Source organism: Pseudomonas sp. PDM21 (assembly GCF_014852505.2).
Lineage (GTDB): Bacteria > Pseudomonadota > Gammaproteobacteria > Pseudomonadales > Pseudomonadaceae > Pseudomonas.
Window position 1 is genome coordinate 2,280,285 of record NZ_CM181223.1, and the last position, 25,964, is coordinate 2,306,248.

A 25,964-nucleotide genomic window follows, 5' to 3' on the forward strand; every position below is an offset into this window, starting at 1 on the left:
CTCCGATCGATGCCCGCGCCGGGCCTGGGTGTCAGCCCAGGTCCGGCAGCAGGTAGCCCGCCCACAGCGAATCGGCGAACTGGCTGCGGAAGAAGCCGAAGTGGCCGATGCGTTTCACGCCGATGTCCTCCGGGGCGATTCGCTTCACGGTCTTTGGCGAGCCACGGTAGAAGCCGTGCAGCGACTCGGTATTGCGCCCGGACATCATCTCGTCGTCGGTGAAGGAGATGGAGGTGATGGGCGTGCGCACCGATGAATACGCCTCGCGCACCGCACCGCCTTCCGCGCCCACCGCGTACTCCGGGTCGAGGCACCAGCGCCGCCATTGCTCGATCACCCCGCGCGGCAGGTCGCCTACCACGCCCAGGCGTTTGCCCGGGAAGTAGCCCAGCAGCGGCGTGATGGTCGGTGCCAGGCAGTACCAGAGCAGCCAGGCCTTGTGCCGCAATCCCTTGGTGTTCTCGCGCCAGTAGCCGCTGCCGGTGGCGATGGTGAAGGCGCGCTGGATGCGTTCGTTGCCACGGACGAAGGGCAGGATCTGCCCGCCCAGGCTGTGGCCGATCCAGTACACCGGCAACTCGCCAGCGGCCTCGACCACGGCGTCGAGCATGGCGCTGCAATCGTGGTTGCCCCAGGCGACGACGTTGACGTCCAGGTCGCGCAGGTGGCCGGCGCGGGACTTGCCCATGCCTACGTAGTCGAAGGTCACGGTGAGGAAGCCGCGCTCCGCCAGCCAGTTGGCGAAGGCGGTGTAGAAGCGCTGCTCGACGCCCATGGCGGGGACGATCAGCACCGCTCCGCGGGCTTCGCCGGGTGGGTAGTACCAGTGGCTGGAGAGGCTGTGGCCGTTGCCGTTGTCCAGTGGACGGGGGAGTGGGGTGATCATGGCGGGTTCCCTCAGGCCTGGCTGACGTACAGGGTGATGTCGGCGCGGAAGACCTTCTTCTCACCGACGTAGGCCAGCACCGGGACGATGATGTCACCTTCCTGGTTCCAGTCGATCGCGCGGCCATCGGCCACGGCGCGGACGTCGCCCTCGGCCTTGGCCAGGTATTCCACGGTCATGCCGCGGGGAATCCAGCGGCGACCCTTGGGGATCGACACGTCGGTCAGAGTCCCGGCCACCAGCTCGGCGGCGTTGCACAGGGCGATGGCATGCACGGTACCGATGTGGTTCAGCACTTCGCGGCGCTTGGGGAAGGTGACTTCCGCATAACCCGGACGCAGCTCGACGAACTGCGGGGCAATGGTGGAGAAATAGGGGGCAACCTGGCCGATCATGGCGCTGAACTGCGCCGGACCGGCCTGTTGGAACATCTGCAGCATCTGGCTCATGGTGGCTCCGCAGGCTGATGGGGTGGGCAAGCTGGGATTGAAGAGCTGTGATTGAAGAACTGTCATTGAAGAGCAGTGCGCGCCCAGGCAGTATACGAAGATTAGAAAGTAATTCTAGAAGAATATTCTAGAATTACTTTCTGGAACGAATTCCCGATAGGACGCTCATGGCCCGACCTTCCCGCAAAGACGACATCCTCCAGGCCGCGCTGGCCTGCTTCAGCGAATCCGGCGTGGACGCCACCACCATCGAGATGATCCGCGACCGCTCCGGCGCCAGTATCGGCAGCCTCTATCACCATTACGGCAACAAGGAACGCATCATCGGTGCGCTGTACCTGACCGGTATCGGCCAGTACGCGGCGTTGCTGGACGCGGGGCTGGAGGAGGCGAAGAGTGCCGAGGCGGTGGTGAAGCTGTTCGTCACCTCCTACATCGACTGGGTCTCGACCAATCCGCAGTGGGCGCGCTTCATCCTGCACAGCCGCGGGCGCGTGGAAGCAGGGGAGATGGGCGAGGAGCTGCGCGAGGCCAACCGCCAGCAGGGCCGGCGTATCGCCGAACTGCTCGCCGAGCACCGCAAGGCCGGGGCGTTCAGGGCGTTGTCGGCGGAGTTGTTCAACTCCGTGGTCATCGGCCCGACCCACGACTACGCGCGCAACTGGCTGGCCGGGCGCACGCGGGTGGACCTGATCGAGTGCCGCGAGCAACTGGCTCAGATCGCGTGGGACAGCGTGCGAGCTTGAAGGTCACTACGAGAAACACGCCGCGAAGAAATGAAAAAGCCCCGCAGTGCGGGGCTTTTTACTGTCGCTGGATCAGGCGAGCTGACGGCGACGGAACAGCGGTTGCGGCTGGATCGCCGACGTCTGGTAGACCTCGGAGAAGTCGTCCAGGCCGGCCAGCGCCGCTTGCGGATCGCGGTCGGCGCGGATGGCGTAGGCGTCGAAGCCGCAGCTCTGCATGAAGAACAGCTGGTCCCGCAGCACGTCGCCGATGGCGCGCACTTCGCCCTTGTAGCCGAAGCGCTCGCGCAGCAGGCGCGCGGTGCTGAAGCCGCGGCCGTCGGTGAAGGCGGGGAAGTTCACGGCGATGACCTTGAACTTGTCCAGGTCTTCGGCGATGGCTTCGGGCTCTTCGTCCGCGTCCAGCCACACGCCCAGGCCGCCGTCACGGCCGCGCAGGGCAGGGCCGTGTTCCAGCCACAGGTTCAGCGGGATGATCACGTCGTCGCAGTTGGGCACGGTCTCGAGGGTCGCGTCCTTGGGCAGCAGGTGCCAGCGATCGTCGACGACCTCGCGGTTCTTAATGATTCGCTGCATATACGCGCTCCTTGAAGAGGTCGATGCCGATGCGACGGTAGGTATCGAGGAAACGTTCCTCTTCGGTGCGCTGTTCCACGTAGACCTTGATGATCTTCTCGATCACGTCGGCCATCTGGTCCTGGGCGAACGACGGGCCGAGGATCTGCGCGAGGCTCGCCTCACGGCTGGCGCTGCCGCCGAGGGAGACCTGGTAGAACTCCTCGCCCTTCTTGTCCACGCCGAGGATGCCGATGTGGCCCACGTGGTGGTGACCGCAGGCGTTCATGCAACCGGAGATGTTCAGGTCGAGGTCGCCGATGTCGAACAGGTAGTCCAGGTCATCGAAGCGACGCTGGATGGCTTCGGCCACCGGCAGCGACTTGGCGTTGGCCAGGGAGCAGAAGTCGCCGCCCGGGCAGCAGATGAGGTCGGTCAGCAGGCCCACGTTCGGGGTCGCGAAACCGTTCTCGCGCAGTTCGCCCCAGAGGGTGAACAGCTGCGCCTGCTCGACGTCGGCGAGGATGATGTTCTGGTTATGGCTGTTGCGCACTTCGCCGAAGCTGTAGCGGTCGGCCAGGTCGGCGACCACATCCAACTGCTTGTCGGTGATGTCGCCAGGCGCCACGCCGGTGGGCTTGAGCGACAGGGTCACGGCGACGTAGCCGGGTTTCTTGTGGGCGAAGGTGTTGCGGGTGCGCCAGCGGGCGAAGCCGGGGTTCTCGGCGTCCAGCTGGGCGAGGGCGGCGTCCTGGTCTTCCAGGGTCTGGTAGGCCGGGTCGACGAAGTGGGCGGCCACGCGCTGCAGTTCAGCGTCGGTCAGGGTGCTCGGGCCGTCCTTCAGGTTCGCCCATTCGGCGTCGACCTTCTGGGCGAAGACTTCCGGAGTCAGCGCCTTGACCAGGATCTTGATGCGCGCCTTGTACTTGTTGTCCCGACGGCCATAGCGGTTGTACACGCGCAGGATGGCGTCCAGGTAGGACAGCAGGTGCTGCCAGGGCAGGAATTCATTGATGAAGCTGCCGACGATCGGGGTACGGCCCAGACCGCCGCCGACGGAGACGCGGAAGCCCAGCTCGCCGGCTTCGTTCTGCACCGCTTCCAGGCCGATGTCGTGCACCTCGATGGCAGCGCGATCGCTCACGGCGCCGTTGACGGCGATCTTGAACTTGCGCGGCAGGTGGGCGAATTCGGGGTGGAAGGTCGACCACTGGCGGATGATCTCGCACCAGGGGCGCGGGTCCACGAGTTCGTCACGGGCGACGCCGGCGAACTGGTCGGTGGTGGTGTTGCGGATGCAGTTGCCGCTGGTCTGGATCGCGTGCATCTGCACGGTGGCCAGTTCGGCGAGGATTTCCGGCACGTCTTCCAGTTCCGGCCAGTTGTACTGGACGTTCTGGCGGGTGCTGATGTGCGCGTAGCCCTTGTCGTAGTCGCGAGCGATCTGCGCCAGCTTGCGAACCTGCCGGGAGGACAGCAGGCCGTAAGGCACAGCCACTCGCAGCATGGGCGCGTAGCGCTGGATGTACAGGCCATTCTGCAGACGCAGCGGGCGGAATTCCTCGCCGGTCAGTTCGCCCGCCAGGTAACGGTGGGTCTGATCGCGGAACTGCTTGACGCGATCTTCTACGATCCTCTGATCGTATTCGTCATATACGTACATGAATCATCCTGCTGTCAGGCTATAGCGCTCAGGGCGTATTGCGTATCCCAGCGCGCACGGCAACGCGCTCCACGCGGAGTGGGGCGCACGATACCAGTTCGGGAATATGCGCAAAAGTGATGTTTGAGTATATGGCGAGAACTTTCGGGTATAAGTCGCGCCAAGCCTGAAACACAGGCGGGACGGGACTTGAAGCCGGACGTCTGTTGCTCCGTTGCGCCGCTTCGTCTGGCTATGGGCGGCGGCGCAACGGGAGTCGATCAGGCATCCCGGCCGTGGGCGGCGTCGCGCAGTTGTGAGGTGTCGACGCGGACGAAGATCGAGTCGCCGACGCAGGTCAGCACATCCCCGGCGTAGACCTCGCAGATGATCCGGCTCTTGCGCCCGACTTCACCTTCTACATGAGCCTTCAGGGTCAGCGGCACGCCCATGGGTGTCGGCTTGATGAACTTGATGCCCAGGTTGCCGGTCACGCAGTCGATGCGCGGTAGGCTGCCCGGCTCGCGGCCTTCGGCGCGGTAGTGGTAGGCCATGGCCGTCCAGTTCGAATGGCAGTCCACCAGCATGGCGATCAGGCCGCCGTAGACCAGTTCCGGCCAGCCGCAGTACTTGGCTTCGGGCAGGTGCTCGGCGACGACGTGGATGCCGTCCTCGTGCCAGCGGCTCTTGATGTGCAGGCCGTGCGGGTTGCTGCCGCCGCAGCCGTAGCAGACGCCTTCCGGCGCAACAGTGTCTTGCAGTGAGTCCACGCGCTTAATCCACTTGCTTGTTCTTATGGAATCAGCAGCCTAACGGCATTTGCGCAGTGGCGGAAAGGGGCGGTTCCTTGAGCAGCGGGCCGGGCTGGTCTTAACTCTTGCCTGTGGTCCTTCAGCCAATAACGAGAAGATGGGGGAAGCATGAGCGAAGAAACGTCCAGCAAGACCAGCGACAGCGTCGTCGATGCCCGCGCCGCATTCATCCTGATCCTGCTGGTGGTAGCGACCGCCGTGTTCTGGGTCAGCCACCAGTGACAGCGGTGCCGGCGGGTCGTCCTTCGGCCCGCCCGGTACCTCATCCCCCAGCCGGCTTTCCTACAGTCCGGCGAAATGCAGCACCAGCTGCACCAGCCCGTAGAGCAGCAGCACGAAGACCAGCGTGAAGAGAATGCCCATGGCGATGAAATGACTGGGCTTGCCGTGGGTGAAGTCGCGCGCGCGGTTGCGTCCGCTCTGTACGCCGAAGGCCGCGGCCAGCACGCTGTGGAGCATCTGCCAGAAGCTCGGCGGCTTGTTCTGTTGCTCGTCCATCGTTGGTCCTCCTTTTGCCTGCAAGCCTAGCTCCTGAGGGCGCGAACGCTAGAGTTCGATCTGCGTCCACTGGCGTTTCTGCCACATCACCGCGAAGATCGCCGAGGCCAGCCCGCGCTGCAGTATCTGCATGCTCCAGATCGCCAGCAGCCCGCCGCCCAGCACCGGACCGACCAGGTAGGCCAGCGGCAGGAAGAACAGCCACTGGTTGCCCAGGCTGACCGCCATCACCGTGCGCACGGCGCCTGCGCCAAGCAGCGCCTGGGTCAGCACCAGCGCGGTGGCGTCGATCACCATGCCCATTCCGGTGAGCATCAGCGGCACCCGGCCCAGTTCGATCAGTGCCGGATCGCTGACGAACAGCCGCAGAATGGCTTCGGGGAAAATCCAGAACGGCGCCCCCAACAGCGCCAGGCCGCAGGCCGCCACCTTCACCACGTCCCAGCCCCAGCGGTGCGCGCTGTCGAAGTCGCGCTCGCCCATGCTCTGGCTGACCAGCGTCGTCGCCGCCATGCCCAGGCCGACACCAGGCAGGATCAGGAACAGCGCCAGGTTGATAAGCACGTGGGCCACTGCCAGCTCGCGGGTGCCGACTTGGGCGATGATCCAGAACAGCAGGGTGATGCCGGCGGCGAAGAAGAACTGCTGCAGTGAATTTGGCAGCGACAGGCGCAGCAGCGTGCGGATGTCCCATTCGCTCGGCAGGCGCGGGTGGAAACCCTGGGCGCGGGCATCGCGCCAGGTGATCCAGGCGTAGATCAGCGAGCCGATGTACAGCGCCAGCGTGGTGCCCAGGCCGCTGCCCACCGCGCCCATCCTGGGCAGGCCGAACAGGCCGTGGATCAGGCTGTAGCTGATCGCCGCGTTGGCCAGGTGCATCACCACCAGGGTACGCATGTACATGCCCGAGCGCCGGGTGCCGTTCCAGTAGCCGCGGAAGGAGAAGTTCAGTCCGACGGCTAGCACCGACAAGGCGCGCCATTCGAAGTAGGGGATACCGACCGCGAGCACCTCGGGGTCGTTGGACAGCGCATGGACGATGGGCTCGGCGAACAACAGACAGATCAGCGTGATCGGCAGCGACAGGCCCAGCGCCACCAGCAGCCCGCAGTTCAACGGCGCGGCGAACTCGGCGCTGCGGCCTTCACCCCGCCGGCGCGCCACCAGTGCCTGTACGCCTGCGCCCAGGCCCATCACCAGCGAGATGGCGACGAAGTTGGCGTAGCTGCCGATGCCGACCCCGGCGAGGGACTTTTCCCCGAGGTGGCCGACCATGGCCGCATCCACCAGGTTGAGCAGGCTCTGACTGAGCATCCCGCCGATGATCGGCAGGCCCAGGCTGAGAATATTCTGGAACCGCTGGCGCTCTAGCATGGCGTCTCTGGGCAGTAAGCCCCGGCCTGTTCTGGACATCTGGCGGGCCCGTGCCGGTAGGGCTTCGCTGTAGGAAATCCTAGCCGAAGGGAGCGCTTCCCGCCCCTTTTTAGAACGGAATATGCCTACGAATATTGCGAAGTTGTTCCGGCGATATTTCCGATATTTGTGTGAGGTGCATCACGCTTTTTCGCCTTGGCGAACGAAATCGGCGTACTACGCTGAGACTCAATTGACCAGGGCAAACCTGTGCGAAAGCCAGGGACGCAAAGCCACCGATCTACAGCCCGGAAGGGCCATGACCGCGGGGTTGCCAAGCAGGCCGGACGTTCGTTCGCGCCTTCTGCGAGCTTGCGCTCGGCATCTTCCAACGTCCCGGTGAGCCTCCTGATCAACCCGTGCAGGTTGATGGTGTTTGTTGGCCCAAGGGAGCGCGCCGATGAATCAGCCGTATCAGGTTCACTACACCTACGGGTTCGCCCGGATGGCGTTGCGGGATCAGGTGGTTTTCAAATCCATTGTCGGCCTGCTCAGCGGTCGCACGCTGGCGAGCTGGGCGTATGTCGATGGCCCGGCCGATCTGCTGGTCGAGGGGGAGGAAGGCGAGCCCCGCGTCCAGTTGCGCACCGCCGAAGGCGAGCCGCTCTGGGTCCATTGGCCACTGCGTGCCAGTGAAGTCTTCGACTGTCTTGAGCGCGCCGCCCGTGCCATCGGTCACCGGCCAGTGGAGACTCCTGGCGGAGCGCTGCGCTTGAAGCACTGGCCGGCGGCGTCCTTGCTCAAGGGTGAGCATCGCTACGTGCGCCTGGCCACGCTGCTCTGTGCGCGGGCCATGAGCCTGGATGAGCTGTGCGAGCGCTCGGGTGTGCCGCGCCAGGTGGCGGAAACCTTCGTCCGCCTGATGGACGCCCAGCAGATGCTTCAACCCGTCGAGGCCACGCCTGCTGCGCCCGCGCAGCAAACCGCAGCGCCCATCGGCCTGCTGGCGCGCATCCGTCGTCATCTCGGTCTGGGCGGTACTGCGGAGGCCAGCCGATGAGGGAATACAAGATCCTCTTCACCGGCACCATGGGCGCTGGCAAGACCACCGCCATCGCCGCGATCAGCGATATCGACCCGGTCAGCACCGATGTGCAGAACAACGACCCCAGCCTGGACAAGGCTCGCACCACGGTCGGCCTGGACTACGGCGAAGTGGTGCTCGGCCCGGACGAGCGTCTGCGTCTCTACGGCACCCCCGGCCAGGCGCGCTTCGCCTTCATGTGGGGAATCCTCGCCCGAGGTGCGCTCGGGCTTGTGATCCTGATCGACAACTCACGGCCTGACCCGCTGGGCGACCTGCGCGTCTACCTCGACGGCTTTGCCGATTGTATCGGCCACGCGCCCTGTGTGATCGGTGTCGGCCGCCTGCCGGGTAATCCCCATCCCGGCCTGGACGACTACGTCACCGCCCTGGCGCAAGCCGGATACAGCTTCCCGGTGATCGAGGTCGACGTGCGCGAAGCGGAGGAAGTCCGGCTGTTGCTCGACCTGCTCCTGCTGCAACTCGAATGCACGGCGGCCTGAGGCCTGACGTTCGCCACCGACTGGAGTCGACCATGGAACATGCCCTGATGAGCCTGCCGGAAAGACTGCGTCACGACGCCGAGCTGGCGCTGGACGAATTGGGCGCCAGCCTGGGCCGGCTGAGCGCGGCAGTGATTGCCACTACCGATGGTTTCGAAGTGGCCTCCCGCACCGGCAAGGGGCTGGAAGTTTCCAAGCTGGCGGCGATGGCCTGCTCCATCTCCGCCCTCGGTGCGATGGTTGGCCAGGAGAGCGAAGTCGGGCCGCACCAGAACGTGATCGTCGAGGCGAGCGAAGGCTACATCGTCATCGTCGACATCCCGCACCCGAGCCATCCGATGATCCTCAACCTGGTCGCCGACCGCGAGGAGATGCTCGGCCAGGTGCTCTACCAGGCAAAACGCACGGCCATACGGCTGGCGGACCTGTCGCTGGCCGGATGAGACAAAAGGCTTCGCGGCGCGCGCGGCTGCGGGGCCCCTACAACAGGACGCGCACTCAAGGAGTAATCGCTATGGCAGCACTGCAACAATCGCTGGACGAACTGCTGAACCTGGATGGTGCCCTGGCGTCCGCCGTGGTGGATGCCAAGAGCGGCATGCTGCTCGGGCAGGCGGGTGGCGGCGTGGACCTGGAACTGGCGGCGGCGGGCAACACCGAAGTGGTCCGCGCCAAGCTCAAGACCATGAAGTCGCTGGCGCTCAACGATGTGATCGAGGACATCCTCATCACCCTGGGCCGCCAGTACCACATCATTCGCCCCATGGCGAAGCATGAAGGCGTGTTCATGTACTACGTGCTGGACAAGGTGAAAGCCAACCTGGCGCTGGCCCGGCGAAAACTGCAGGAGGTGGAGGCGCAGGTGGCGATCTGACACCCCGCAAACCAGGGTGGGCGGGGAGGCCCGCCCTTATTGATGACACTGGGCTGGCCCTTGCGGGCCAGCTTCGTTTCAGGCCAGCAGCAGTTCGGCCAGGCGTGCGGCGTGCCCGCGCAGTTCCGGCACGGCGGTGGCTTCCCAGTGGCTGGCGCGCAGCATCGGGCTGAGCAGGTAGAGGTTCGGGTTTGCCTTGCCGCTCGCATCCAACAGACGGAAGCCGTCGTCAGTGTCCAGCCCCAGGCCTTGCCTGTCCTGGCGGATCACACCGCGATCCAGTAATCCGCTTAGCAGTGGTTCGTTCACGGCGCGCAGGTTGGTGCAGGGGCCGGTACAGTTGATCAGGTAGTCGAAGCGATGCTGTTGCGATTGCTTCGCTCCGCGATGGCGGATTTGCAGATCGATGCCGTTATCCGACGCTTTGGCCGCCAGCACCCGGCCGGCTTGCACGTGTAACTGTCCGCTGTCGCGCAGCTCGATGATGCGCTGGGCTACCGGTGGCGCGGCGCGATGCCGGTGGACATCCCAGTAGGCCTGCAAATGGCGCAGGAAACGGCTGCGCTCGCGGTCATTCATTGCCTGCCAGAAGTGCGGCGTAGCAGGTCGCAACGCGGCGATCACGTCCCGCCAGTCGTGGCCGTCCTCGGCTGCCTGGCGGATCAACCTACGCAGGCCGCGCAACCGCTCGTTAAGACCCATTTGCGCAAGGAAGGCGTCGGGCAGTGCCGGCAACATGGGGTGGCTGGCATTGTCCCGGTGAGCATGGGGCAGCAACGCGCGGCGAGAAAGTGCCAGCAGCGGCCCGCTATGACCCTGGTCCTGAAGGGCCAACGCCATGTCGTACATGGTCAGTCCGGTACCCAGCAGCAGGACATTGGCATCGGATGGAATACGTTCCAGTGCGCCTGCCGTCCAGGGGTCGCGGAGATACTGCGGGGTGTTTTCAAGTGACTTGAGCGGACCGGGCGTGGCGGGGGAAAAGTTTCCGGTGGCGATGATCACCTTTCGGCTGTCCAGCGGCTGGCCGTCATCGAGCCGAAGGCGCAGGTGGTCACCCTGGTCGCTCAGCTCCAGTACTTGCTGGCAGAGGCTGCTGAAGCGCATGCCAGGCGCAGCTTCGGCGATAGCGTGGCCGAGGCGGTCCTGCAGGTAGTCACCGTAGAAACGGCGGGGGAGGAAGTCGCCCGGCTGCGCCTCAGGCATCTGCTTGCGGGCAAATTCGAGAAAATCCGAGGGCTGGTCAGGGGAAAGGCTCATGCGCTCAGCCGGGACATTGAGGATGTGGCTGGCCGAACGGGTGCCATAGGCCAAGCCACGTGCGAGGCGCCCGGAGCGATTGATCAGGCTGAGCCGTAGCGGCCCTTGTGCAGTGCGCAGCAACTGGATGGCCAGCGCCGTGCCGCAGAATCCGCTTCCGATGATGGCGATGTGTTCCATGCAACCTGCTCCGTGTTTTGACCGGGGCAGGGTCGCAGAGGCAAGGCTTGCTGGCAATCGTGACCAGCGGGCGCCGGTAGGCGAGCCAGCGGAGTCCGCCAGGAGTGGTCGATGGGCTGCGCTACGGTGTCGATGACTGCGTTCACAGGTAGGGAAACCACCGCGACTTTCGGGCAGACGATGCTCATCCAACAGAACAGCGCGATCGGCGCGTAGCCGGTGCTGACGTTTCCCGTGAGTAGTTTGGCGTCTGCCTGCACGCCCTTGTACTAGGTGCCGTGGTTCAGCTGGGATCTTCGAGGCGAGTGATGAGTGTGCCGCAGCCCAAGAAGGTTCAGGCCAGGAGCAAGAGCAGCAGGAGTGGGTGCATGACAGCTTCCAGCGTTGGCTTCAGGTGCTGAACGATGCCGGCGAAGTTGGTATCAGGGGGAAGGACAAATAGGAAAAGGCGGCCAGGATGGCCGCCTTTCACTGCGCCTTACTCGAACAGGCCGTGCCAGCAGTCGCTCAGGTCGCCCAGTTCGAAGGACTTGGCCCAGGATTGCTTTTCCAGCCACAGGCGGGTGGTCTCGCGGTCGGCTTCGGTCAGGCTGCCAACGGCGTTCAGGCACAGGTAGCCGGTGAACTCACCGTCTTCGGTGGCGCCGCCGACGAAGACCCAGCCCTCGGACTCGACGAAGGCGATCCACTGATCCAACACATCATCCAGGTCGCCGCTGTAGTTCACTTCCAGACTGAAACCGAATTCCTGGAACTCGCCCAGGCGCAGTTTCTTCAGCAGGCGACGCTTGCGCGGCTTGGCCATCTGTTCGGGGGTGAGGTATTTCATGAGAGCTCCTTGGCATTCGTTGATCCGGCGACTGGCCCGGATCGGTGACAGCCGGACATCATATCACGTCGTCCCCGTTATCCCTGATGCAAATGCTGATGACAGCTGCGCGGCTTTCAGAGATAGAACACTGTCAATTGCGCCGTGCCCCGGACCTTTCCTCCGGTGACCTGGGTCGCTGCGCCGGTGCGGTAGTAGGACACGTTCATCTTGATGGGCAGTGTCGTATTGCCCGATGTCGGGCTGTAGTTCGCTACGGTGTAACTGGAATCGCCGAAGCGAACGGGCGCCGTATTGGCTTCGTTGGTGATCCGCAGGCCGACACCTTTGGCCATGTCTGCGCCAGTGGCGTTCTGGAATGTGCCGTCGGTTGCGCTGATGATCGTTCCAATGGGGTCGAGTTGGTACTTGATACTGTTCATGCCGGCCGGACAGTTCTGCAGGGTAAACTGGAAGGGTTTGGTCCTGACGCTGGTGGCGTCGGTGAAGTCGCTTTTTTTCGCGGTATCCAGAGTGACGTTGGCCCCGACTGCGGTGCAGCTCAAGGCCTGGAATGCTACGGGGCTGATGACGTAGTTGCGGCTGCCGGCAGCGGTGGAGAAGGTACCATCGGTTACCTGTGCGGAGTTGCTCATCGTGAAGGTTGGCACTGTCCCGGCAGTAATCCTGCCTGTCTGGATCAGGCGAAACCTCAGCTGGGCGCCAAATGAATAACTGCCTGACTGCAAGTTGTCACACCATCGATAACTGTAAGGCGTCGAACCTGATCCGGAGCCCCAGGGGTTCCAGCCATTGACGCCACCGCTCTGGTCGCAGTAGTTGCCGCCGGTATAGAGACGGAATCCATAGACGATGCCGACGCCCTGCACGCTGGTATTGAATACCTTGTAGGTTATTCCTCCTTCGCTGTAGCTCCCGGCCTGCGCCATGGTGGGGAACTTGATACCTATACCTCCCTTCGTGCTGTTGCTGAGCGTGCAGGTATAGATATTGGTCGCTGCCTCTCCTGTTACCCAGTTCGAAAGCGGGGCCATCGAAGCGCTGTTGTCGCGTGGAACGGATATGGGACCGGGGAATGTAAAGTTTTCAGCGCCTGTGCCGTTGAATGTGCAAGTAGCGGCAGCCAAGGCGTTCTGGCCCCAGAAAAACACGGCTAGCGCCAGAGCGCAGATTGCCGTACGTGACCATGATCGGGTGTAGGTGCGCCAGTGGGTAAGCTGCCTCGGGTTCATGCTGATTCTCCTGCGTGCATGGCTGCGCAATAGATAAATGTTCCGTTTGATTCGAACGAAGGCATTCGATGGCCTCCGACATCCAGGGGAACTTGCGTTCTCTCCGGGAGAGTCCGGTGACGACCTCAATCAGGAGATGATTACCGCAGTGCTCGTTTGCGGTCTGTCTGAGAAGTAGTCCTGCATATAAGGAAATTTCCCGAAGTTGTGTTGTGCTTGGGCTGGCCCGGTCATTTGCGAGGGGCGAAGCCGTAACGAGATGGATGGTCTGCCAGGATCCAGTTCGGATACGCACGCTGATAAGCTGCCTCGATGCAGTCTGCAACGCGTTGCGGCGCATCCTTGCAGACAAGCTCGATGGGGTCGAACAGATGGTGGCCGAATCGGCCCTTCGAAAAGGTCAGGTGGAAGCAGAGCATTACCGCGTTGACATGGCTGCCAATGCTGAAGACGCCTCGGTGCAGGCGCGCGGGGCGCCGGAGTAGCACCACTTCCACGGTTTCCATGGGGTAGCGCTGCATCATGTAGGGCGGTACGTCGCTGAACAGCACGGCGATGCCTTCCTGCCGCAGGGCGCGCATCACGCGCAGCCCCAGCCCGGAACGATTGTTCTCGTCATAGGTATGCAGGATGCGCAAGCCGGGAATCAGGATGTCCTCCCTGTGGCCGTAGGCTTCCCTCGGGCTGCCGGAGACGAGGGCGAGCTCCGCCAGACCCAGCGTGGCGCGCAAGGCGTCGACCACGTAGATGTTGGCGTACTCGGAAACGTAGTGGAACGGCGAAATAATGACCGGCCGGCCGGGAAGATCGCTCTGGAGCCTGCGGGTGGCAGCGGCCAGCTCCTGAGCTGCTGCCTCCAGTTCCGGCCAATGATTGCCCCGGTTGTAGAGCCTTCCCAGGTGCATGCGGCGATCGATCATTTGCTCGATCTCTTCACTGGCCATGGTGCGCCAGGCATCGGCGCGAGTCAGCGCAGCGCTGTCGGCGCCCCATTCGTAGCGCAACCGTCCTTTCCAGCGAGCACGCCTGCTGAAGATGCTGCGCAGGCCCCAGGACAGCAGGGCGACACGCTCCAGACCGAGCGCCGACGAGGCCAGCAGCCAGCGGTCCTGCCAGCGCGGTTTGGGGGCCTCAGCTGGTGGAGGCATCGGCAGTCAACCAGTCGTCGAGCAATTGGATGTCCCCCAGGTTGAGGGAAGCGACTTCGGCCTTCAGGGCCAGGAAGGCCGAGAGCATTTCGTAATTGGCCTTCGCCTGCTCACCGCGGCTGGCAAAAAGCACTTCCTGGGCGCGCAGTACGTCCAGGTTCGTGCGGCTTCCGGCCTGGTAGCCCTTGCGGGTTGCCGCCAGCGATGACGCGTTGAGACGAACGATCTCGCTCAGTGCCTGACTTCGGTCACGCGCCCAGTTGAAGCGCTGGAACCACTCCCGAGTATCCGCCGTCGATTTCCGGGTTGCCCCCAATAGGCGATTCTCTGCCTTTTCCTCTTCCGCCAGGGTCTGGCGCAGGCGAGCGCGGTTTGCGCCGCCCGTGAACAGAGGTGCAGATATTGTGAGCATCGCGCTATTGGTGGTGGTGGGTTCGGAGTAGCCGGCAGCCGCGCCGGAGGGCGCATGGCTGGCGCTCAGGTTGATAACGGGGTAGCGCTGGGCGCGGGCTTTCTCGCTGTCCTCGCTCGCGTTGCGCACCTCGAGTTTCCCCAGTTGCACGGAGTAACTGGAGGTTTCGGCTTGACGCACCCACTGTTGCAGGCTCCTGGCTTTCAACCAGGGTTTTGTGCGGCTCAGGTTTATCTTTGCGGGTGGAGTGACGTCGCGGCCGGTCAGGGTCTCCAGGACGCGTCGGCGCGAGTCCAGGTTGCGCAGAGCATCCTGCTGGCGCAGTTGAGCCTCACTCAGGCGTGACCGGGCCTCCTGCACGTCGATCAGTGTCGCCTCTCCGCCAGCCTGCAGTTTCACGGTCAGGGCATGTTGTTCGCTGACAGCGCTAAGGTAGTCGGATGCGCGGGACTGCTCCTGAGCCGCGGCCAGCAAGTCGAAATAGGCGTTGGCGCTTCGTAGCACCAGTGCCTGCCAGGCACTGGCGTATTCGAGTTCTGCCTTGGCGCTGGCGATGTCGGCCTGGCGGAGAGCGACCCAGCGCTCCCAGTCGAATACGGGTTGAGTCAGGGTGATCATCCAGCCGTTCTGCCAGTACCTGGTGGTGGGCTGGTTGTCGGTCGTGATCTGGTTGTAGGTTCGCCCCCAGCCGCCATCGAGCCTAGGCAGGAGGGCGGACCTGGCGATCGGAACCTCTTCACGGCCAATGGCGATCTCCGAGTTCGCCGCAGAGAGTTCGGCATCGTGGACCAGGGCATCGTTGACCACCGACAGCAACTCGCCGGAGGAGGCGCCGGGCGGAGCGAGGGCTAGGCACATTCCCAGCGGGATGAAGAGCTTTGCCAGGGTCATGCGAGCCCTTCCTCTTGCCGGACACGCCGCCGCAGCGTGCCGTCGATCAGCTGATAGCTGTGCTTGAAGCAGGTCGCCAGGGACAGATCGTGGGTGATGACAATGAGCGTGCGCTCCAGGCGCTGGAGCAAGGCGGCGATGTGCGCCACCGACACGGGGTCGAGGTTGGAGGTGGGTTCGTCGAGCAGAAGCACTTCGGCGTCCTGGTACAGCGTGCGTGCCAGCAGCAGTCGCTGGCGCTGGCCGGCGGAGATGTTCGCGATCGAGTCGCTGATCACCGTCTGGGTGCGCATCGGCAATTGCATGACGTCGTCCAGCAGGCCGACGTCCTTGAGCAGCTGGTTGATTCGGTTGTGGTCAGGGTTGGCGCCGAACAGGGATATGTTGTCGGCGATACTGCCATTGAGGATCAGGTCGCCCTGGCGCATCTGGGTCATGTGCTGGCGGATTTCGTCGACGGCGAGATTGGCGTAGCTCACGCCGTTCAGGCGAATCTCGCCCTGTTGCACCGGTTCGGCTGCGCAGAGGAGTTTGAATAGGGTGGATTTTCCAACACCCGAAGGGCCGACGATGGCGATCTTGTCGCCTCGCTGGATGTCCAGCGTCACTCCCGACAGGACAGTACGGTCGGATAGGCCGTAGCTGAAGTTCAGGTCGCGCACCACGATGGAATCCAGGCGCTGGAGCTCCGCCGTCCTGCCGATCTGTTCGGTCAGCCCATAGCGTTCCGGCTCGTGCTCCACGATGTCGGCTACGCGCTGTACTGGCACGCTCAGCATGAAGCGGCCGAACAAGGCGTTGATCGATTGTGCCAGCCGCTCCGAGGCCAGGGACTTGTAGATCATGAAGGAATAGAAAACGCCCACGGAAATCCTGCCGTCGAGCATCAGTCCAGCAGCCAGCCAGGTGATGGCGATCACGTCGGCGTATTCCACCAGCTTCAGCACGGCATCGCGCGTCGCCGTCAGTTTGGCGCTGTGCAATGCCGCTGCGGCATTGGCGCGGAACTTCGCCATGAAGATCGCGGTACGGCGGGTTTCGCCGCAGGCCAGCTTGATCAGCGAGGCACCCCGTATGGTTTCGATCAGGGTGTCGTCACACTGGGCGGAACGCTCCAGAACCAGCATGTGAGCGTCGCGCATCGGGACGTAGAGGGCGAACGCGGTGCCCAGGTACAGGGCGAATATTGTCAGGGCGACGCCGGCGAGCAGCGTGCTCTGTATCAGCATGAGGGCTATCGCCAGGCCGGCGACTACCAGGTCGATGCGCAGCGCGAAGCTGGTCCGGACGGCGTAGTCGTTGATTTCCTCCTGGGATTTCAGGCGGGCGAACAGGTCACCGACGTTGCGTTTCTCGAAGTATGAAATCGGGTTACGCAGGAGTTGCCCGACCAGCCCCTGGGTCACGTTGACGCTGACCAGTGTTCCCGCCAGGGCCACGAGGTAGGACTGGATGAACTTGCTGAAGGCACCGATGGCGAAAATGCTGGTGAAGGTGACGGCTAGGATGTGCAGCAGGTTGCGATTGTCGCTGGTCACCACATGGTCGAGGACCAGATTGCCGAAGTAGGGCAGGGTGAGGATTGCGAACTGTCCGCCAATGGCTACGAACATGAGCTTGGCGATGTGCCCGCGAAGCTGCGGATTCAGCGCATGAACCCTGGTCAATGCGCCGGGCACGCGGGAGTGGGCACGAATGCTCGGCAGCTGGGGTGTCGGCGAGCATTCGAGCAGGTAGCCCGAGACGTTTGCCATGAACATCTCCAGCGTCAGGCGCCGTCGCCCCGAGGCCGGGTCGATGACCACCACATGGCTGCGCCGGAACTTCTCGAACACCACAAAGTGGGCACCACCGAAATGCAGGATCGAGCCGGGCTTGATGTTGGTCAGGTCGCTGGCGTCGAACTGGAAGGGCTGCACGGCGAGGCCGAAGTCGGTGGCCACATCGTACAGGTCCATCAAAGTCAGGCCGTTGGCCGACAGCGGGCGGCGCGCTGTTATTTCACGCACGTCGGTTGCTCGCCCCAGATGGGTCAACACCATTGCCAGGCAGGCATAGCCGCAGTCCGCGACTTCGTTCTGGTAGATGATCCGCACGATCAGCCCCGGATCATCTGGAACAGTGGCTCGAGCACCCACTCGGCGATGGTTCTGCGTTCGATGACCACGCTGGCGGTGCCGCGCATGCCGGGAAGGATGCGCAGGGGCGCGCGAGATGGGCCGAAGGTGGCGCCGGAGAGCGTTGCCCAGGCCATGTAATTGTTGGTCTCCGCCGGTTTGCTGGATGCCGGTGCCGGGGTGTTCTCGCTCTTGTTCATGGCCGTGTCGGAAATGGATTCGATACTTGCCGGCAGGGCGCCAAAGCGAGCGTAGGGATACGCGTCGAGCTTGAGGCGGACGATCTGGCCTTCCCTGATGAAGCCGCGCTGCCGCGACGGAATGCTCAGGGCAGCCACCAGGGGTTGGTTGGAGCCGGTGTTGATGACCAGTGCGACGTCTTCGGCCTCTAGCGTGTGGCCGGCGACAAGGCTGGAAAAGGTGACGATGCCCGCGTGCGGAGCGAAGATGATGGCATTCTGGCGCGCAGCCTCGAAGCGCAGACGAATGTCCTGTATTTCGCGAGCGAGTTGGGTGTCCAGTTCCCGTTGCTGCACCTTCAACTCGAGGTTGCTGCCCCGCAGCGTCTCGATCTCGCTCAGCAGCGACTGGCGTCGCGCATCGCCCTGGGCGACATCGGCGGCGCTCTGGTTGGCCTGTAGGCGTGCCTGCTCGACCCGTTCGAGGACCACATAGTTGGCCAGGCCTTCCAGCCGCCCTAGAGCTCTCTGCGAATCCTCGGCCATTTGCCGGGTGCGCAGTTGCTGCCGGTCGATGGCCTGCAGCTCCAATTCACGAGCATTTCCCGTACGTTCGGTGGCCTCGAGGCGGGCGGCCAGGGCGGCGCGCCGGTCGTCATGCTGCGTGGTGGCGGTCGCGATCTGTTCATCGCGCATGGCCTCGTCGAAGCGGGGACGGGGTGTGCCGTCGCTCGAAAGGGTGAAGTCCCGGGCAAGCTGGAAGAGCGGCTGTCCCTGGTGCACCTGCTGGCCGTTCACGACTTGCGGATTGGTCACCAGTCCGGAGAGTCCTTTGATCTTGATCTCGGATGGCGAGACGATTTCGCAGGGAACGTCGCGCTTGAGTTCAACCTCCTGGAAGAACGCAAAGACGATGCCCGCTGCCACTACCGTCGAACTGGAATAGGCGATCCAGCGCCAGGATATATCGGTGAAACGGGGCAGTTTCTCGGCTTGGATACTCATGGGGCGGCCTGGATGGTGGTGGTTCCGTGGATACTTTCGATGTGGGTTGGAGTGAAGGCGCTACCCGAAAATTTGTCGGGCAGCGCCGCGTGACTGACGATGCAGGACAGGGGTATCGCTCGCCGGCCGGCGTCGGGGACATTTCAGGCCGCGCTTGCGCCGTCGTCTCTGGCCGTCACGAAGTTAGCGGCTGCTGTTCAGACCGCCGCTTCCACCGCCACTGGGCGGAACGGGAGCCGGGCAAGGAGCCGGTTTTTTCTTGGATTTACAGCAGCCGCCGGAAAGTTCGGAGTTGATCAGTTGGTCGCGATCGAGCTTTTTCATTGTTCGGTTTCCTTGATTGCTTAATGGGTGTGGTTGCTGTCGCTTTGTAGGTGTGATGGCTGGTTGTTGTATTTCCTCTGGATGTTGGATTTGCTGGCGTTTCGAATAGGCGGCTTCGATAGGCTCATGGGGTTGCTGCTTGGCTGGATGGGGAGCTCTGATGGGCGACGGGTTTCAATATTCAAGGAAGAGCTGAACTTCTTCAGTGCGCTCAAATAGTTTTCGAAGCTGCGCTCTTGGCGGGCGAATCCGGATGGTTTCACCCGGTATGTGTGGGATCAATAGGAATTGAATTGTGTTGTTGAGTGAATATTCCGAGCCATTAATGCCTGGGTGGGTGCGTATTTGAAGGAGGGTTTTCAGTTTTAAATTTAAGCAGTGAGGCCTGTTGTCGATGGGCTTCAGGAAAAGAAGGTGTGAATTGGTATGGAAAGGAATTTGTAAGTTTCCGAAGTTTGCAGGTGCAGGTTGCGGAAACTTGAATAGAAGAAAAGAGAAAGGCAGGGGACGCCGTGAGCAGCAGGCTTTCGCTGTCCGGGAGAAGGTGGGGAATAGGGGGGGGAATCAGGGACGTTCGGAGGAGCAGGGCGTTTCCTTCCTTCGAAGGAGCACGCCTGGCCAGGGCGTCAGGGTTCCCTGGCCAGGGGTGTCAGTTGTCGGCGGACCTAGTTGTCATACCCCAGGTTCGGCGACAGCCAGCGTTCGCTGGTGGTGATTTCCTGGTCCTTGCGCGCGCTGTAGCGTTCGATCTGGTCCTTGTCGACCTTGCCCACGGCGAAGTACTGCGCCTGCGGGTGGGCGAAGTACCAGCCACTGACGGCGGCGGCGGGGAACATGGCGTAGTGCTCGGTCAGGGTTACGCCTGACAGACCTTTCGGATCGAGCAGCTTGAACAGCGTGCCTTTCTCGGTATGGTCCGGGCAGGCCGGGTAGCCGGGCGCCGGGCGGATGCCGACGTACTGCTCCTTGATCAGCGCCTCGTTGTCCAGGTGCTCCTCGGGCTGGTAGCCCCAGTAGTCCTTGCGCACACGCTGGTGCAGCCATTCGGCGCAGGCTTCGGCAAGGCGGTCGGCCAGGGCCTTGACCATGATCGCGTTGTAGTCGTCGCCCTTGGCCTCGTAGGCCTTGGCCACTTCCTCGGCGCCGATGCCGGCGGTGGTGATGAAGCCGCCGACGTAGTCCTTCACGCCGCTGTCCTTCGGTGCGACGAAGTCGGCCAGGCTGAAGTTCGGCTTGCCGTCGGGCTTGATGGTCTGCTGGCGCAGGTGGTGCAGGGTAGCCAGCTTGTGGCCATCGTCACCGTAGACTTCCAGGTCGTCGTGGTGCACCTGATTGGCCGGCCAGAAGCCGAAGACTGCCTTGGCGCGAATGAGCTTCTCGCCGATGAGCTTCTTCAGCATCGCCTGGGCGTCGTTGAACAGGCTGGTGGCCGCTTCGCCCACGACTTCGTCGGTGAGGATGCGCGGGTACTTGCCGGCCAGGTCCCAGGAGATGAAGAACGGCGTCCAGTCGATGTATTCGGCCAGCACGTTGAGGTCGATGTCGTCCAGCACCTTGACGCCGGTGAAGCTCGGCACCGGCGGCTGGTAGCCGGCCCAGTCGAACTTCGGCTTGGCGGCGATGGCCTGCTCGTAGCTCAGGCGTTCGGTGCGCGCGCTGCGGTTGGCGGTGCGCTCGCGAACCTCCGCGTACTCCTCGCGCAGCTTGCGGGTGTACTCGGGCTTCATTTCCCTGGACAGCAGGGTGGTCGCCACGCCCACTGCGCGGGAGGCGTCGGTCACGTAGACCACGGCGTCGTTGCTGTACTGCGGGTCGATCTTCACCGCAGTGTGCGCCTTGGAGGTGGTGGCACCGCCGATCAGCAGCGGCAGGCTGAAGTTCTGCCGCTGCATTTCCTTGGCGACGTGGACCATCTCGTCCAGCGACGGGGTGATCAGGCCGGACAGGCCGATGATGTCGCACTTCTGCTCGCGGGCAGTCTGCAGGATCTTCTCGGCCGGGACCATCACGCCCAGGTCGACGATGTCGTAGCCGTTGCAGCCCAGCACCACGCCGACGATATTCTTGCCGATGTCGTGCACGTCGCCCTTCACCGTGGCCATGAGGATCTTGCCCTTGGCCTCGGGCTTGTCGCCTTTCTCGGCTTCGATGAAGGGGATAAGGTGGGCCACCGCCTGCTTCATCACGCGGGCGGACTTCACCACCTGCGGGAGGAACATCTTGCCGGCGCCGAACAGGTCGCCGACCACGTTCATGCCGTTCATCAGCGGGCCCTCGATGACCTCGATGGGGCGCGCGCATTTCTGCCGGCACTCCTCGGTGTCCTCGACGATGAAGGTGGTGATGCCCTTGACCAGCGCGTGCTCCAGGCGCTTCTCGACGCTGTGGCTGCGCCACTCTTCGTCTTCCACTTCCTTGACCGCGCCGCCGCCCTTGTAATTGTCGGCGATGGCCAGCAGCGCCTCGGTGGCGTCCGGGCTGCGGTTGAGCACCACGTCCTCGACCTTGTCGCGCAGTTCCTGCGGGATCTCGTCGTAGATCTCCAGCTGGCCGGCGTTGACGATGCCCATCGTCAGGCCGTTCTGGATGGCGTAGTAGAGGAACACCGAGTGGATCGCCTCGCGCACCGGGTTGTTGCCGCGGAACGAGAAGGACACGTTGGACACCCCGCCCGAAGTCAGGGCGTAGGGGAGGTTGTCGCGGATATAGGCGCAGGCCTCGATGAAGTCGACCGCATAGTTGTTGTGTTCCTCGATGCCGGTGGCGACCGCGAAGATGTTCGGGTCGAAGATGATGTCTTCCGGCGGGAAGCCCACTTCGTTGACCAGGATGTCGTAGGAGCGCTGGCAGATTTCTTCCTTGCGCGCCTGGGTGTCGGCCTGGCCGGCTTCATCGAAGGCCATCACCACCACCGCAGCGCCATAACGCTTGCACAGGCGGGCGTGGTGCTTGAACTGCTCGACGCCTTCCTTCATGGAGATAGAGTTGACGATGCCCTTGCCCTGGATGCACTTCAGGCCTGCCTCGATCACTTCCCACTTGGAGGAGTCGATCATGATCGGCACGCGGGAGATGTCCGGCTCGGAGGCGATCAGGTTGAGGAACCGGACCATGGCGGCCTTCGAGTCCAGCATGCCCTCGTCCATGTTGATGTCGATCACCTGGGCGCCGGCTTCCACCTGCTGTTGCGCCACTTCCAGCGCTTCGGCGTAGTTTTCCTCGCGGATCAGCCGGGCGAACTTGGCCGAGCCGGTGATGTTGGTGCGCTCGCCGACGTTCACGAACAGCGAATTGCGGTCGATGGTGAACGGCTCGAGGCCGGACAGGCGACAGGCGCGGGGGATTTCCGGAATCGCGCGCGGGGCGTACTTGGCCACGGCCTTGGCGATGGCTTCGATGTGCCCCGGCGTGGTGCCGCAGCAACCGCCGATGATATTGAGGAAGCCCGATGCGGCGAATTCTTCCACGACCACGGCCATTTCCGCCGGGGTCTCGTCGTATTCGCCGAAGGCGTTGGGCAGGCCGGCGTTGGGGTGCGCGGAGACGTGGGTCGCGGCCTTGGTCGACAGCTCTTCCAGGTAGGGGCGCAGCTCTTTCGCGCCGAGGGCGCAGTTCAGGCCGACGGAGATCGGGTTGGCGTGACTCACCGAGTTCCAGAAGGCTTCGGTGGTCTGGCCCGACAGGGTGCGGCCGGAGGCATCGGTGATGGTGCCGGAGATCATGATCGGCAGCTCGACGCCCAGCTCTTCATAGACGCCCTGCACGGCGAAGATCGCTGCCTTGGCGTTGAGGGTGTCGAAGATGGTCTCGATCAGGATCAGGTCCGCGCCGCCCTCGATCAGGCCGCGGGTCGATTCGCTGTAGTTCTCTACTAGTTCGTCGAAGGTGACGTTGCGGAAACCGGGGTCGTTGACGTCCGGGGAGATCGAGCAGGTGCGGCTGGTCGGGCCGAGGACGCCGGCGACGAAGCGCGGGCGGTCCGGGGTTTCGGCGGTCTTGGCGTCGGCCACTTCACGGGCCAGGCGCGCGCCCTCGACGTTCATCTCGTAGGCCAGCTCCTGCATGTCGTAGTCGGCCTGGGACACGCGGGTGGCGTTGAAGGTGTTGGTCTCGAGGATATCGGCGCCGGCGTCGAGGTAAGCCTTCTCGATGGCCTGGATGACGTCCGGGCGGCTGAGCAGCAGCAGGTCGTTGTTGCCCTTCACGTCGCTCGGCCAGTCGGCGAAGCGTGCGCCACGGTAGTCCTCTTCCTGCAGCTTGTAGCTCTGGATCATGGTGCCCATGCCGCCATCGAGGATCAGGATGCGCTCCTTGAGGGCTTGCTGGAGGGCTTGCAGGCGTGCGGCACGGTCGATCATTGGAATTCTCGGAAAAAGGCGTGACGAAAGGTCGCTGATGATAACAAAGCTGCAGGAAATTTGACCGGGCGCGGTTTTACATGAAGATTCCTCATGTTCCGCCTTTGGTTGGAGCGCATTGCGCCGGCACTCCCGCTAGAATCCGCTCCATCCTGATGTCCGGAGTCCTTCATGTCCCTGCGAGCCCGTTTCACGTTGCTCATCGCATCCCTGGCGTTTTCGGCGCAGGCCCTGGCGGGAGGGCTGTCCTACACCAAGGACATCCAGCCGATCTTCACCGAGAAATGCGTGGCCTGCCATGCCTGCTATGACTCGCCTTGCCAGCTCAACCTGACAGCTGCCGAAGGCGCGCAGCGCGGGGCGAACAAGCTGCCGGTCTACGACGGTGGACGCAGCAAGGCGCAGGACCCGACGCGGCTGTTCCTCGACGCCCAGGGCGCGGATGCCTGGCGGCGCAAGGACTTCTGGTCGGTGCTCGACGGCCGCGGCAGCCAGGCGGCGCTGATGGCGCGGATGATCGACCTCGGACACGAGCATCCGCTGGTGCCCAACGCGAAGATTCCCGACGGGCTGGACCTGTCGATCAACCGCACCAACCAGTGCCCGACACCCGATTCCATCGACGACTTCGTCGCCAAGAATCCCCGCAGTGGCATGCCGTTCGCCGTTACCGGCCTGAGCGACAAACAGCTGTCGACTATCAAGACCTGGCTGGCTCAGGGCGCGCCGGTGGACGAAAAGGCCTGGCAGCCGGGCGCCGGCGAGGCTGCGCAGATCGCCGACTGGGAAGCCTTCCTGAACCAGCCCGGCGCGCGCCAGAGCCTGGTGCAGCGCTGGATCTACGAGCACCTGTTCCTCGCTCACCTGTACTTCACCGAACGCGGCGAGCCGGGGCATTTCTTCCAGTTGGTGCGTTCGCGCACGCCCAGCGGTCAGCCCATCGACCCCATTGCCACGCGCCGGCCCAACGACGATCCGGGCAATACCTTCTACTACCGCCTGTGGCCCATCCAGGGCGTGATCGTGCACAAGACGCACATTACCTATCCGCTCAACGAGGCACGCCTCAAGCGCAACCAGGAGCTGTTCTACGGCAGCGACTGGAACACCGACAAGGTGCCGGGCTATGGCCTGCAGCACCGCGCCAATCCCTTCGTGACCTTCGAGGCGATCCCGGCGCGGGCGCGCTACCAGTTCATGCTGGATAACGCCGAGTACTTCGTCCGTACGTTCATCCGCGGACCGGTATGCCGCGGGCAGATCGCCACCGACGTGATCCGCGATAACTTCTGGGCGCTGTTCCAGGACCCGGATCACGACCTCTACGTCACCGACCCGAAATTCCAGCGCCAGGCCTCGCCGCTGCTGGCGCTGCCGGGGCAGATCGATGACGTGGGCGCGATGCTGTCCCAGTGGCGCTCCTACCGCGACAAACGCAACCAGTACGAAGAGCTGCGCCAGGACGTCTACGACGATGCGCCGACGCCGACCTGGGCCGATATCTGGGCCGGCAACGACAATGCCGTGCTGAGCATCTTCCGCCAGTACGACAGCGCTTCGGTGCGCAAGGGCCTGATCGGCGGCGTGCCACAGACCATCTGGTGGCTCGACTACCCGCTGCTGGAGCGCACCTACTACGGGCTGGTGGTGAACTTCGACGTGTTCGGCAACGTCGCCCATCAGGCGCAGACGCGGTTGTACTTTGACCTGATCCGCAACGGCGCCGAGCAGAACTTCCTGCGCCTGATGCCTGTCGGCGCACGCAAGAAGCTGCTCGACGACTGGTACCAGAACAGCGGGAAAATCAAGATGTGGGCCGACTACTACAGCAATGACAGTGACCAGCCGACCGGCCTGTTCCTGCCGGAAAAGGGCGCCAAGCTGGCCTTCGCCAAGCAGTTGCTGAAGAACTACGTGGCACTCAATGCGCGACCCGACCCGATCAACCTTTGTGAGAATGGTGCCTGCTACCGCAACACCGTGGCGGCGCCGCTGCAGGACGCCGAACAGGCCTTCAGCCGACTGGTCAGCCGTCCGGCCGCCGGGTTGCCGGTGATCGACCAGTTTCCCGAGGCGACCATCCTGCGTGTGGAGCTGCCGGACGGGCAGCGCGAGATCTACACCGTGCTGCGCAACCGCGCGCACAGCAACGTCGCTTTCATTGCGGGCGAATCCCTGCGCTACCAGCCGGGGCTGGACACCCTGACCATCTACCCCGGCGTGCTGTCGAGCTACCCGAACTTCATGTTCAATCTGAAGGCCGCCGAGGTGAGCGATTTCGTCGCCGCGCTGGAGCAGGTGAAGAGCGCGACGGTCTTCGAGAAGGTCGCCGACCGCTGGGGCATCCGCCGCAGCCACCCGCAGTTCTGGTTCTACTTCCACGACCTGGACGCCTACCTGCGTGAAACCGAGCCGGTGGAGGCGGGCGTGCTGGACATGAACCGCTACGAGAACCTCTGACCGGTACGCTCTTTGTAGGAACGGCCATGCCCTTGATCGCGGGCATGGCCCGCTCCTGCAGGGAGTTACCTGCTGTCGATCCAGCTGCGAATTATTCCTACTAAAACGGTAGGGCTTTATCCTTCATCCCCGAATGGCGTAAACTGGCGCCACGTTTGCGAGGAGTT

Annotated in this window: 22 protein-coding genes and 1 riboswitch; of the genes, 6 read left to right on the forward strand and 16 right to left on the reverse strand. The window is 63.6% G+C overall.

The features are described 5' to 3' along the window. Positions 1-31: 31 nt before the first annotated feature. Together IB275_RS10900 and IB275_RS10905 are read right to left on the reverse strand one after the other, a co-directional pair. Positions 32-886, reverse strand: coding sequence for an alpha/beta hydrolase family protein (locus IB275_RS10900; protein WP_081516546.1), 855 nt, complete (start codon positions 884-886; stop codon positions 32-34). Between the two features lie 11 nt (positions 887-897). After that, complete coding sequence (locus tag IB275_RS10905) at positions 898-1,335, reverse strand: hotdog fold domain-containing protein (protein WP_192295444.1); 438 nt, start codon at positions 1,333-1,335, stop codon at positions 898-900. Between the two features lie 167 nt (positions 1,336-1,502). Between IB275_RS10905 and IB275_RS10910 the strand changes: the two genes are divergently transcribed. After that, on the forward strand, positions 1,503-2,081 hold the full coding sequence (locus tag IB275_RS10910) for a TetR/AcrR family transcriptional regulator (RefSeq protein WP_192295445.1): 579 nt from the start codon (positions 1,503-1,505) through the stop codon (positions 2,079-2,081). A 72-nt stretch (positions 2,082-2,153) separates the two neighbouring features. On the opposite strand, the gene IB275_RS10915 is transcribed toward IB275_RS10910, so the two are convergent. The 5 genes from IB275_RS10915 to IB275_RS10935 all read right to left on the reverse strand — a co-directional run bounded on the left by IB275_RS10915 (position 2,154) and on the right by IB275_RS10935 (position 6,962). Next, positions 2,154-2,657 (reverse strand): DUF934 domain-containing protein, encoded by a 504-nt coding sequence (locus tag IB275_RS10915; protein ID WP_192295446.1) that lies wholly within the window; start codon positions 2,655-2,657, stop codon positions 2,154-2,156. Further along, on the reverse strand, positions 2,641-4,299 hold the full coding sequence (locus IB275_RS10920; RefSeq protein WP_192295447.1) for a nitrite/sulfite reductase: 1,659 nt from the start codon (positions 4,297-4,299) through the stop codon (positions 2,641-2,643). Before IB275_RS10920 ends, IB275_RS10915 begins: the two co-directional genes overlap by 17 nt. Positions 4,300-4,559: 260 nt before the next feature. Continuing rightward, complete coding sequence (locus tag IB275_RS10925) at positions 4,560-5,048, reverse strand: PaaI family thioesterase (RefSeq protein ID WP_405307856.1); 489 nt, start codon at positions 5,046-5,048, stop codon at positions 4,560-4,562. A gap of 324 nt (positions 5,049-5,372) precedes the next feature. Beyond that, entirely contained in the window at positions 5,373-5,588 is a 216-nt protein-coding gene (locus tag IB275_RS10930) for a DUF2970 domain-containing protein (protein WP_045208331.1), read from the reverse strand. Between the two features lie 48 nt (positions 5,589-5,636). Then, entirely contained in the window at positions 5,637-6,962 is a 1,326-nt protein-coding gene (locus IB275_RS10935; protein WP_192295448.1) for an MATE family efflux transporter, read from the reverse strand. Between the two features lie 230 nt (positions 6,963-7,192). Continuing rightward, positions 7,193-7,280: riboswitch (cyclic di-GMP riboswitch) on the forward strand. 121 nt (positions 7,281-7,401) lie between these two features. Here IB275_RS10935 and IB275_RS10940 point away from each other — a divergent pair. The 4 genes from IB275_RS10940 to IB275_RS10955 all read left to right on the forward strand — a co-directional run bounded on the left by IB275_RS10940 (position 7,402) and on the right by IB275_RS10955 (position 9,402). Then, positions 7,402-8,001: a hypothetical protein gene (locus IB275_RS10940; protein WP_192295449.1), complete on the forward strand. Its 600-nt coding sequence runs from the start codon at positions 7,402-7,404 to the stop codon at positions 7,999-8,001. Continuing rightward, a complete protein-coding gene (locus IB275_RS10945; RefSeq protein WP_192295450.1) occupies positions 7,998-8,528 on the forward strand; it encodes a GTP-binding protein in 531 nt (176 codons plus the stop codon). Before IB275_RS10940 ends, IB275_RS10945 begins: the two co-directional genes overlap by 4 nt. A gap of 32 nt (positions 8,529-8,560) precedes the next feature. Beyond that, on the forward strand, positions 8,561-8,971 hold the full coding sequence (locus IB275_RS10950) for a roadblock/LC7 domain-containing protein (protein ID WP_192295451.1): 411 nt from the start codon (positions 8,561-8,563) through the stop codon (positions 8,969-8,971). Between the two features lie 71 nt (positions 8,972-9,042). After that, positions 9,043-9,402, forward strand: a complete 360-nt coding sequence (locus IB275_RS10955; RefSeq protein ID WP_017519512.1) for a hypothetical protein — start codon at positions 9,043-9,045, stop codon at positions 9,400-9,402. Positions 9,403-9,480: 78 nt separating this feature from the next. Here IB275_RS10955 and IB275_RS10960 read toward each other — a convergent pair whose 3' ends face one another. The 9 genes from IB275_RS10960 to metH form a co-directional block, all read right to left on the reverse strand. After that, a complete protein-coding gene (locus IB275_RS10960; protein ID WP_192295452.1) occupies positions 9,481-10,842 on the reverse strand; it encodes an FAD/NAD(P)-binding protein in 1,362 nt (453 codons plus the stop codon). A 478-nt stretch (positions 10,843-11,320) separates the two neighbouring features. Continuing rightward, positions 11,321-11,671, reverse strand: coding sequence for a 50S ribosome-binding protein YggL (locus tag IB275_RS10965; RefSeq protein ID WP_192295453.1), 351 nt, complete (start codon positions 11,669-11,671; stop codon positions 11,321-11,323). A gap of 116 nt (positions 11,672-11,787) precedes the next feature. After that, positions 11,788-12,903: a fimbrial protein gene (locus tag IB275_RS10970; protein ID WP_192295454.1), complete on the reverse strand. Its 1,116-nt coding sequence runs from the start codon at positions 12,901-12,903 to the stop codon at positions 11,788-11,790. A gap of 230 nt (positions 12,904-13,133) precedes the next feature. Beyond that, the gene (locus tag IB275_RS10975) at positions 13,134-14,051 is read right to left on the reverse strand and encodes a hypothetical protein (RefSeq protein WP_225607878.1); all 918 of its coding nucleotides are present in this window, start codon (positions 14,049-14,051) and stop codon (positions 13,134-13,136) included. Beyond that, positions 14,035-15,354, reverse strand: a complete 1,320-nt coding sequence (locus IB275_RS10980) for a TolC family outer membrane protein (protein WP_192295455.1) — start codon at positions 15,352-15,354, stop codon at positions 14,035-14,037. Before IB275_RS10980 ends, IB275_RS10975 begins: the two co-directional genes overlap by 17 nt. Next, entirely contained in the window at positions 15,351-17,450 is a 2,100-nt protein-coding gene (locus IB275_RS10985) for a peptidase domain-containing ABC transporter (RefSeq protein ID WP_192295456.1), read from the reverse strand. Before IB275_RS10985 ends, IB275_RS10980 begins: the two co-directional genes overlap by 4 nt. Positions 17,451-17,452: 2 nt before the next feature. After that, the gene (locus tag IB275_RS10990) at positions 17,453-18,655 is read right to left on the reverse strand and encodes an HlyD family secretion protein (RefSeq protein ID WP_192295457.1); all 1,203 of its coding nucleotides are present in this window, start codon (positions 18,653-18,655) and stop codon (positions 17,453-17,455) included. 183 nt (positions 18,656-18,838) lie between these two features. Then, positions 18,839-18,979 carry a hypothetical protein gene (locus tag IB275_RS10995; RefSeq protein ID WP_192295458.1) on the reverse strand — a complete coding sequence of 47 codons (141 nt, stop codon included), beginning with the start codon at positions 18,977-18,979 and terminating at the stop codon, positions 18,839-18,841. Between the two features lie 665 nt (positions 18,980-19,644). Next, positions 19,645-23,337: a methionine synthase gene (metH, locus tag IB275_RS11000; protein WP_192295459.1), complete on the reverse strand. Its 3,693-nt coding sequence runs from the start codon at positions 23,335-23,337 to the stop codon at positions 19,645-19,647. A 171-nt stretch (positions 23,338-23,508) separates the two neighbouring features. Here metH and IB275_RS11005 point away from each other — a divergent pair, with 171 nt between their 5' ends. Next, positions 23,509-25,797: a fatty acid cis/trans isomerase gene (locus IB275_RS11005; RefSeq protein ID WP_192295460.1), complete on the forward strand. Its 2,289-nt coding sequence runs from the start codon at positions 23,509-23,511 to the stop codon at positions 25,795-25,797. Positions 25,798-25,964: the final 167 nt, after the last annotated feature.

Excerpts from the sequence above, each read along its gene's own strand:
- IB275_RS10900 (WP_081516546.1), bottom strand. The coding sequence starts at position 886 with ATGATCACCCCACTCCCCCGTCCACTGGACAACGGCAACGGCCACAGC.
- IB275_RS10980 (WP_192295455.1), bottom strand. The coding sequence starts at position 15,354 with ATGACCCTGGCAAAGCTCTTCATCCCGCTGGGAATGTGCCTAGCCCTC.
- IB275_RS10965 (WP_192295453.1), bottom strand. The coding sequence starts at position 11,671 with ATGAAATACCTCACCCCCGAACAGATGGCCAAGCCGCGCAAGCGTCGC.
- IB275_RS10960 (WP_192295452.1), bottom strand. The coding sequence starts at position 10,842 with ATGGAACACATCGCCATCATCGGAAGCGGATTCTGCGGCACGGCGCTG.
- IB275_RS10995 (WP_192295458.1), bottom strand. The coding sequence starts at position 18,979 with ATGAAAAAGCTCGATCGCGACCAACTGATCAACTCCGAACTTTCCGGC.
- IB275_RS10930 (WP_045208331.1), bottom strand. The coding sequence starts at position 5,588 with ATGGACGAGCAACAGAACAAGCCGCCGAGCTTCTGGCAGATGCTCCAC.
- IB275_RS10905 (WP_192295444.1), bottom strand. The coding sequence starts at position 1,335 with ATGAGCCAGATGCTGCAGATGTTCCAACAGGCCGGTCCGGCGCAGTTC.
- IB275_RS10975 (WP_225607878.1), bottom strand. The coding sequence starts at position 14,051 with ATGCCTCCACCAGCTGAGGCCCCCAAACCGCGCTGGCAGGACCGCTGG.
- IB275_RS10935 (WP_192295448.1), bottom strand. The coding sequence starts at position 6,962 with ATGCTAGAGCGCCAGCGGTTCCAGAATATTCTCAGCCTGGGCCTGCCG.
- metH (WP_192295459.1), bottom strand. The coding sequence starts at position 23,337 with ATGATCGACCGTGCCGCACGCCTGCAAGCCCTCCAGCAAGCCCTCAAG.
- IB275_RS10950 (WP_192295451.1), top strand. The coding sequence starts at position 8,561 with ATGGAACATGCCCTGATGAGCCTGCCGGAAAGACTGCGTCACGACGCC.
- IB275_RS10910 (WP_192295445.1), top strand. The coding sequence starts at position 1,503 with ATGGCCCGACCTTCCCGCAAAGACGACATCCTCCAGGCCGCGCTGGCC.
- IB275_RS10915 (WP_192295446.1), bottom strand. The coding sequence starts at position 2,657 with ATGCAGCGAATCATTAAGAACCGCGAGGTCGTCGACGATCGCTGGCAC.
- IB275_RS10945 (WP_192295450.1), top strand. The coding sequence starts at position 7,998 with ATGAGGGAATACAAGATCCTCTTCACCGGCACCATGGGCGCTGGCAAG.
- IB275_RS11005 (WP_192295460.1), top strand. The coding sequence starts at position 23,509 with ATGTCCCTGCGAGCCCGTTTCACGTTGCTCATCGCATCCCTGGCGTTT.
- IB275_RS10970 (WP_192295454.1), bottom strand. The coding sequence starts at position 12,903 with ATGAACCCGAGGCAGCTTACCCACTGGCGCACCTACACCCGATCATGG.
- IB275_RS10920 (WP_192295447.1), bottom strand. The coding sequence starts at position 4,299 with ATGTACGTATATGACGAATACGATCAGAGGATCGTAGAAGATCGCGTC.
- IB275_RS10940 (WP_192295449.1), top strand. The coding sequence starts at position 7,402 with ATGAATCAGCCGTATCAGGTTCACTACACCTACGGGTTCGCCCGGATG.
- IB275_RS10955 (WP_017519512.1), top strand. The coding sequence starts at position 9,043 with ATGGCAGCACTGCAACAATCGCTGGACGAACTGCTGAACCTGGATGGT.
- IB275_RS10990 (WP_192295457.1), bottom strand. The coding sequence starts at position 18,655 with ATGAGTATCCAAGCCGAGAAACTGCCCCGTTTCACCGATATATCCTGG.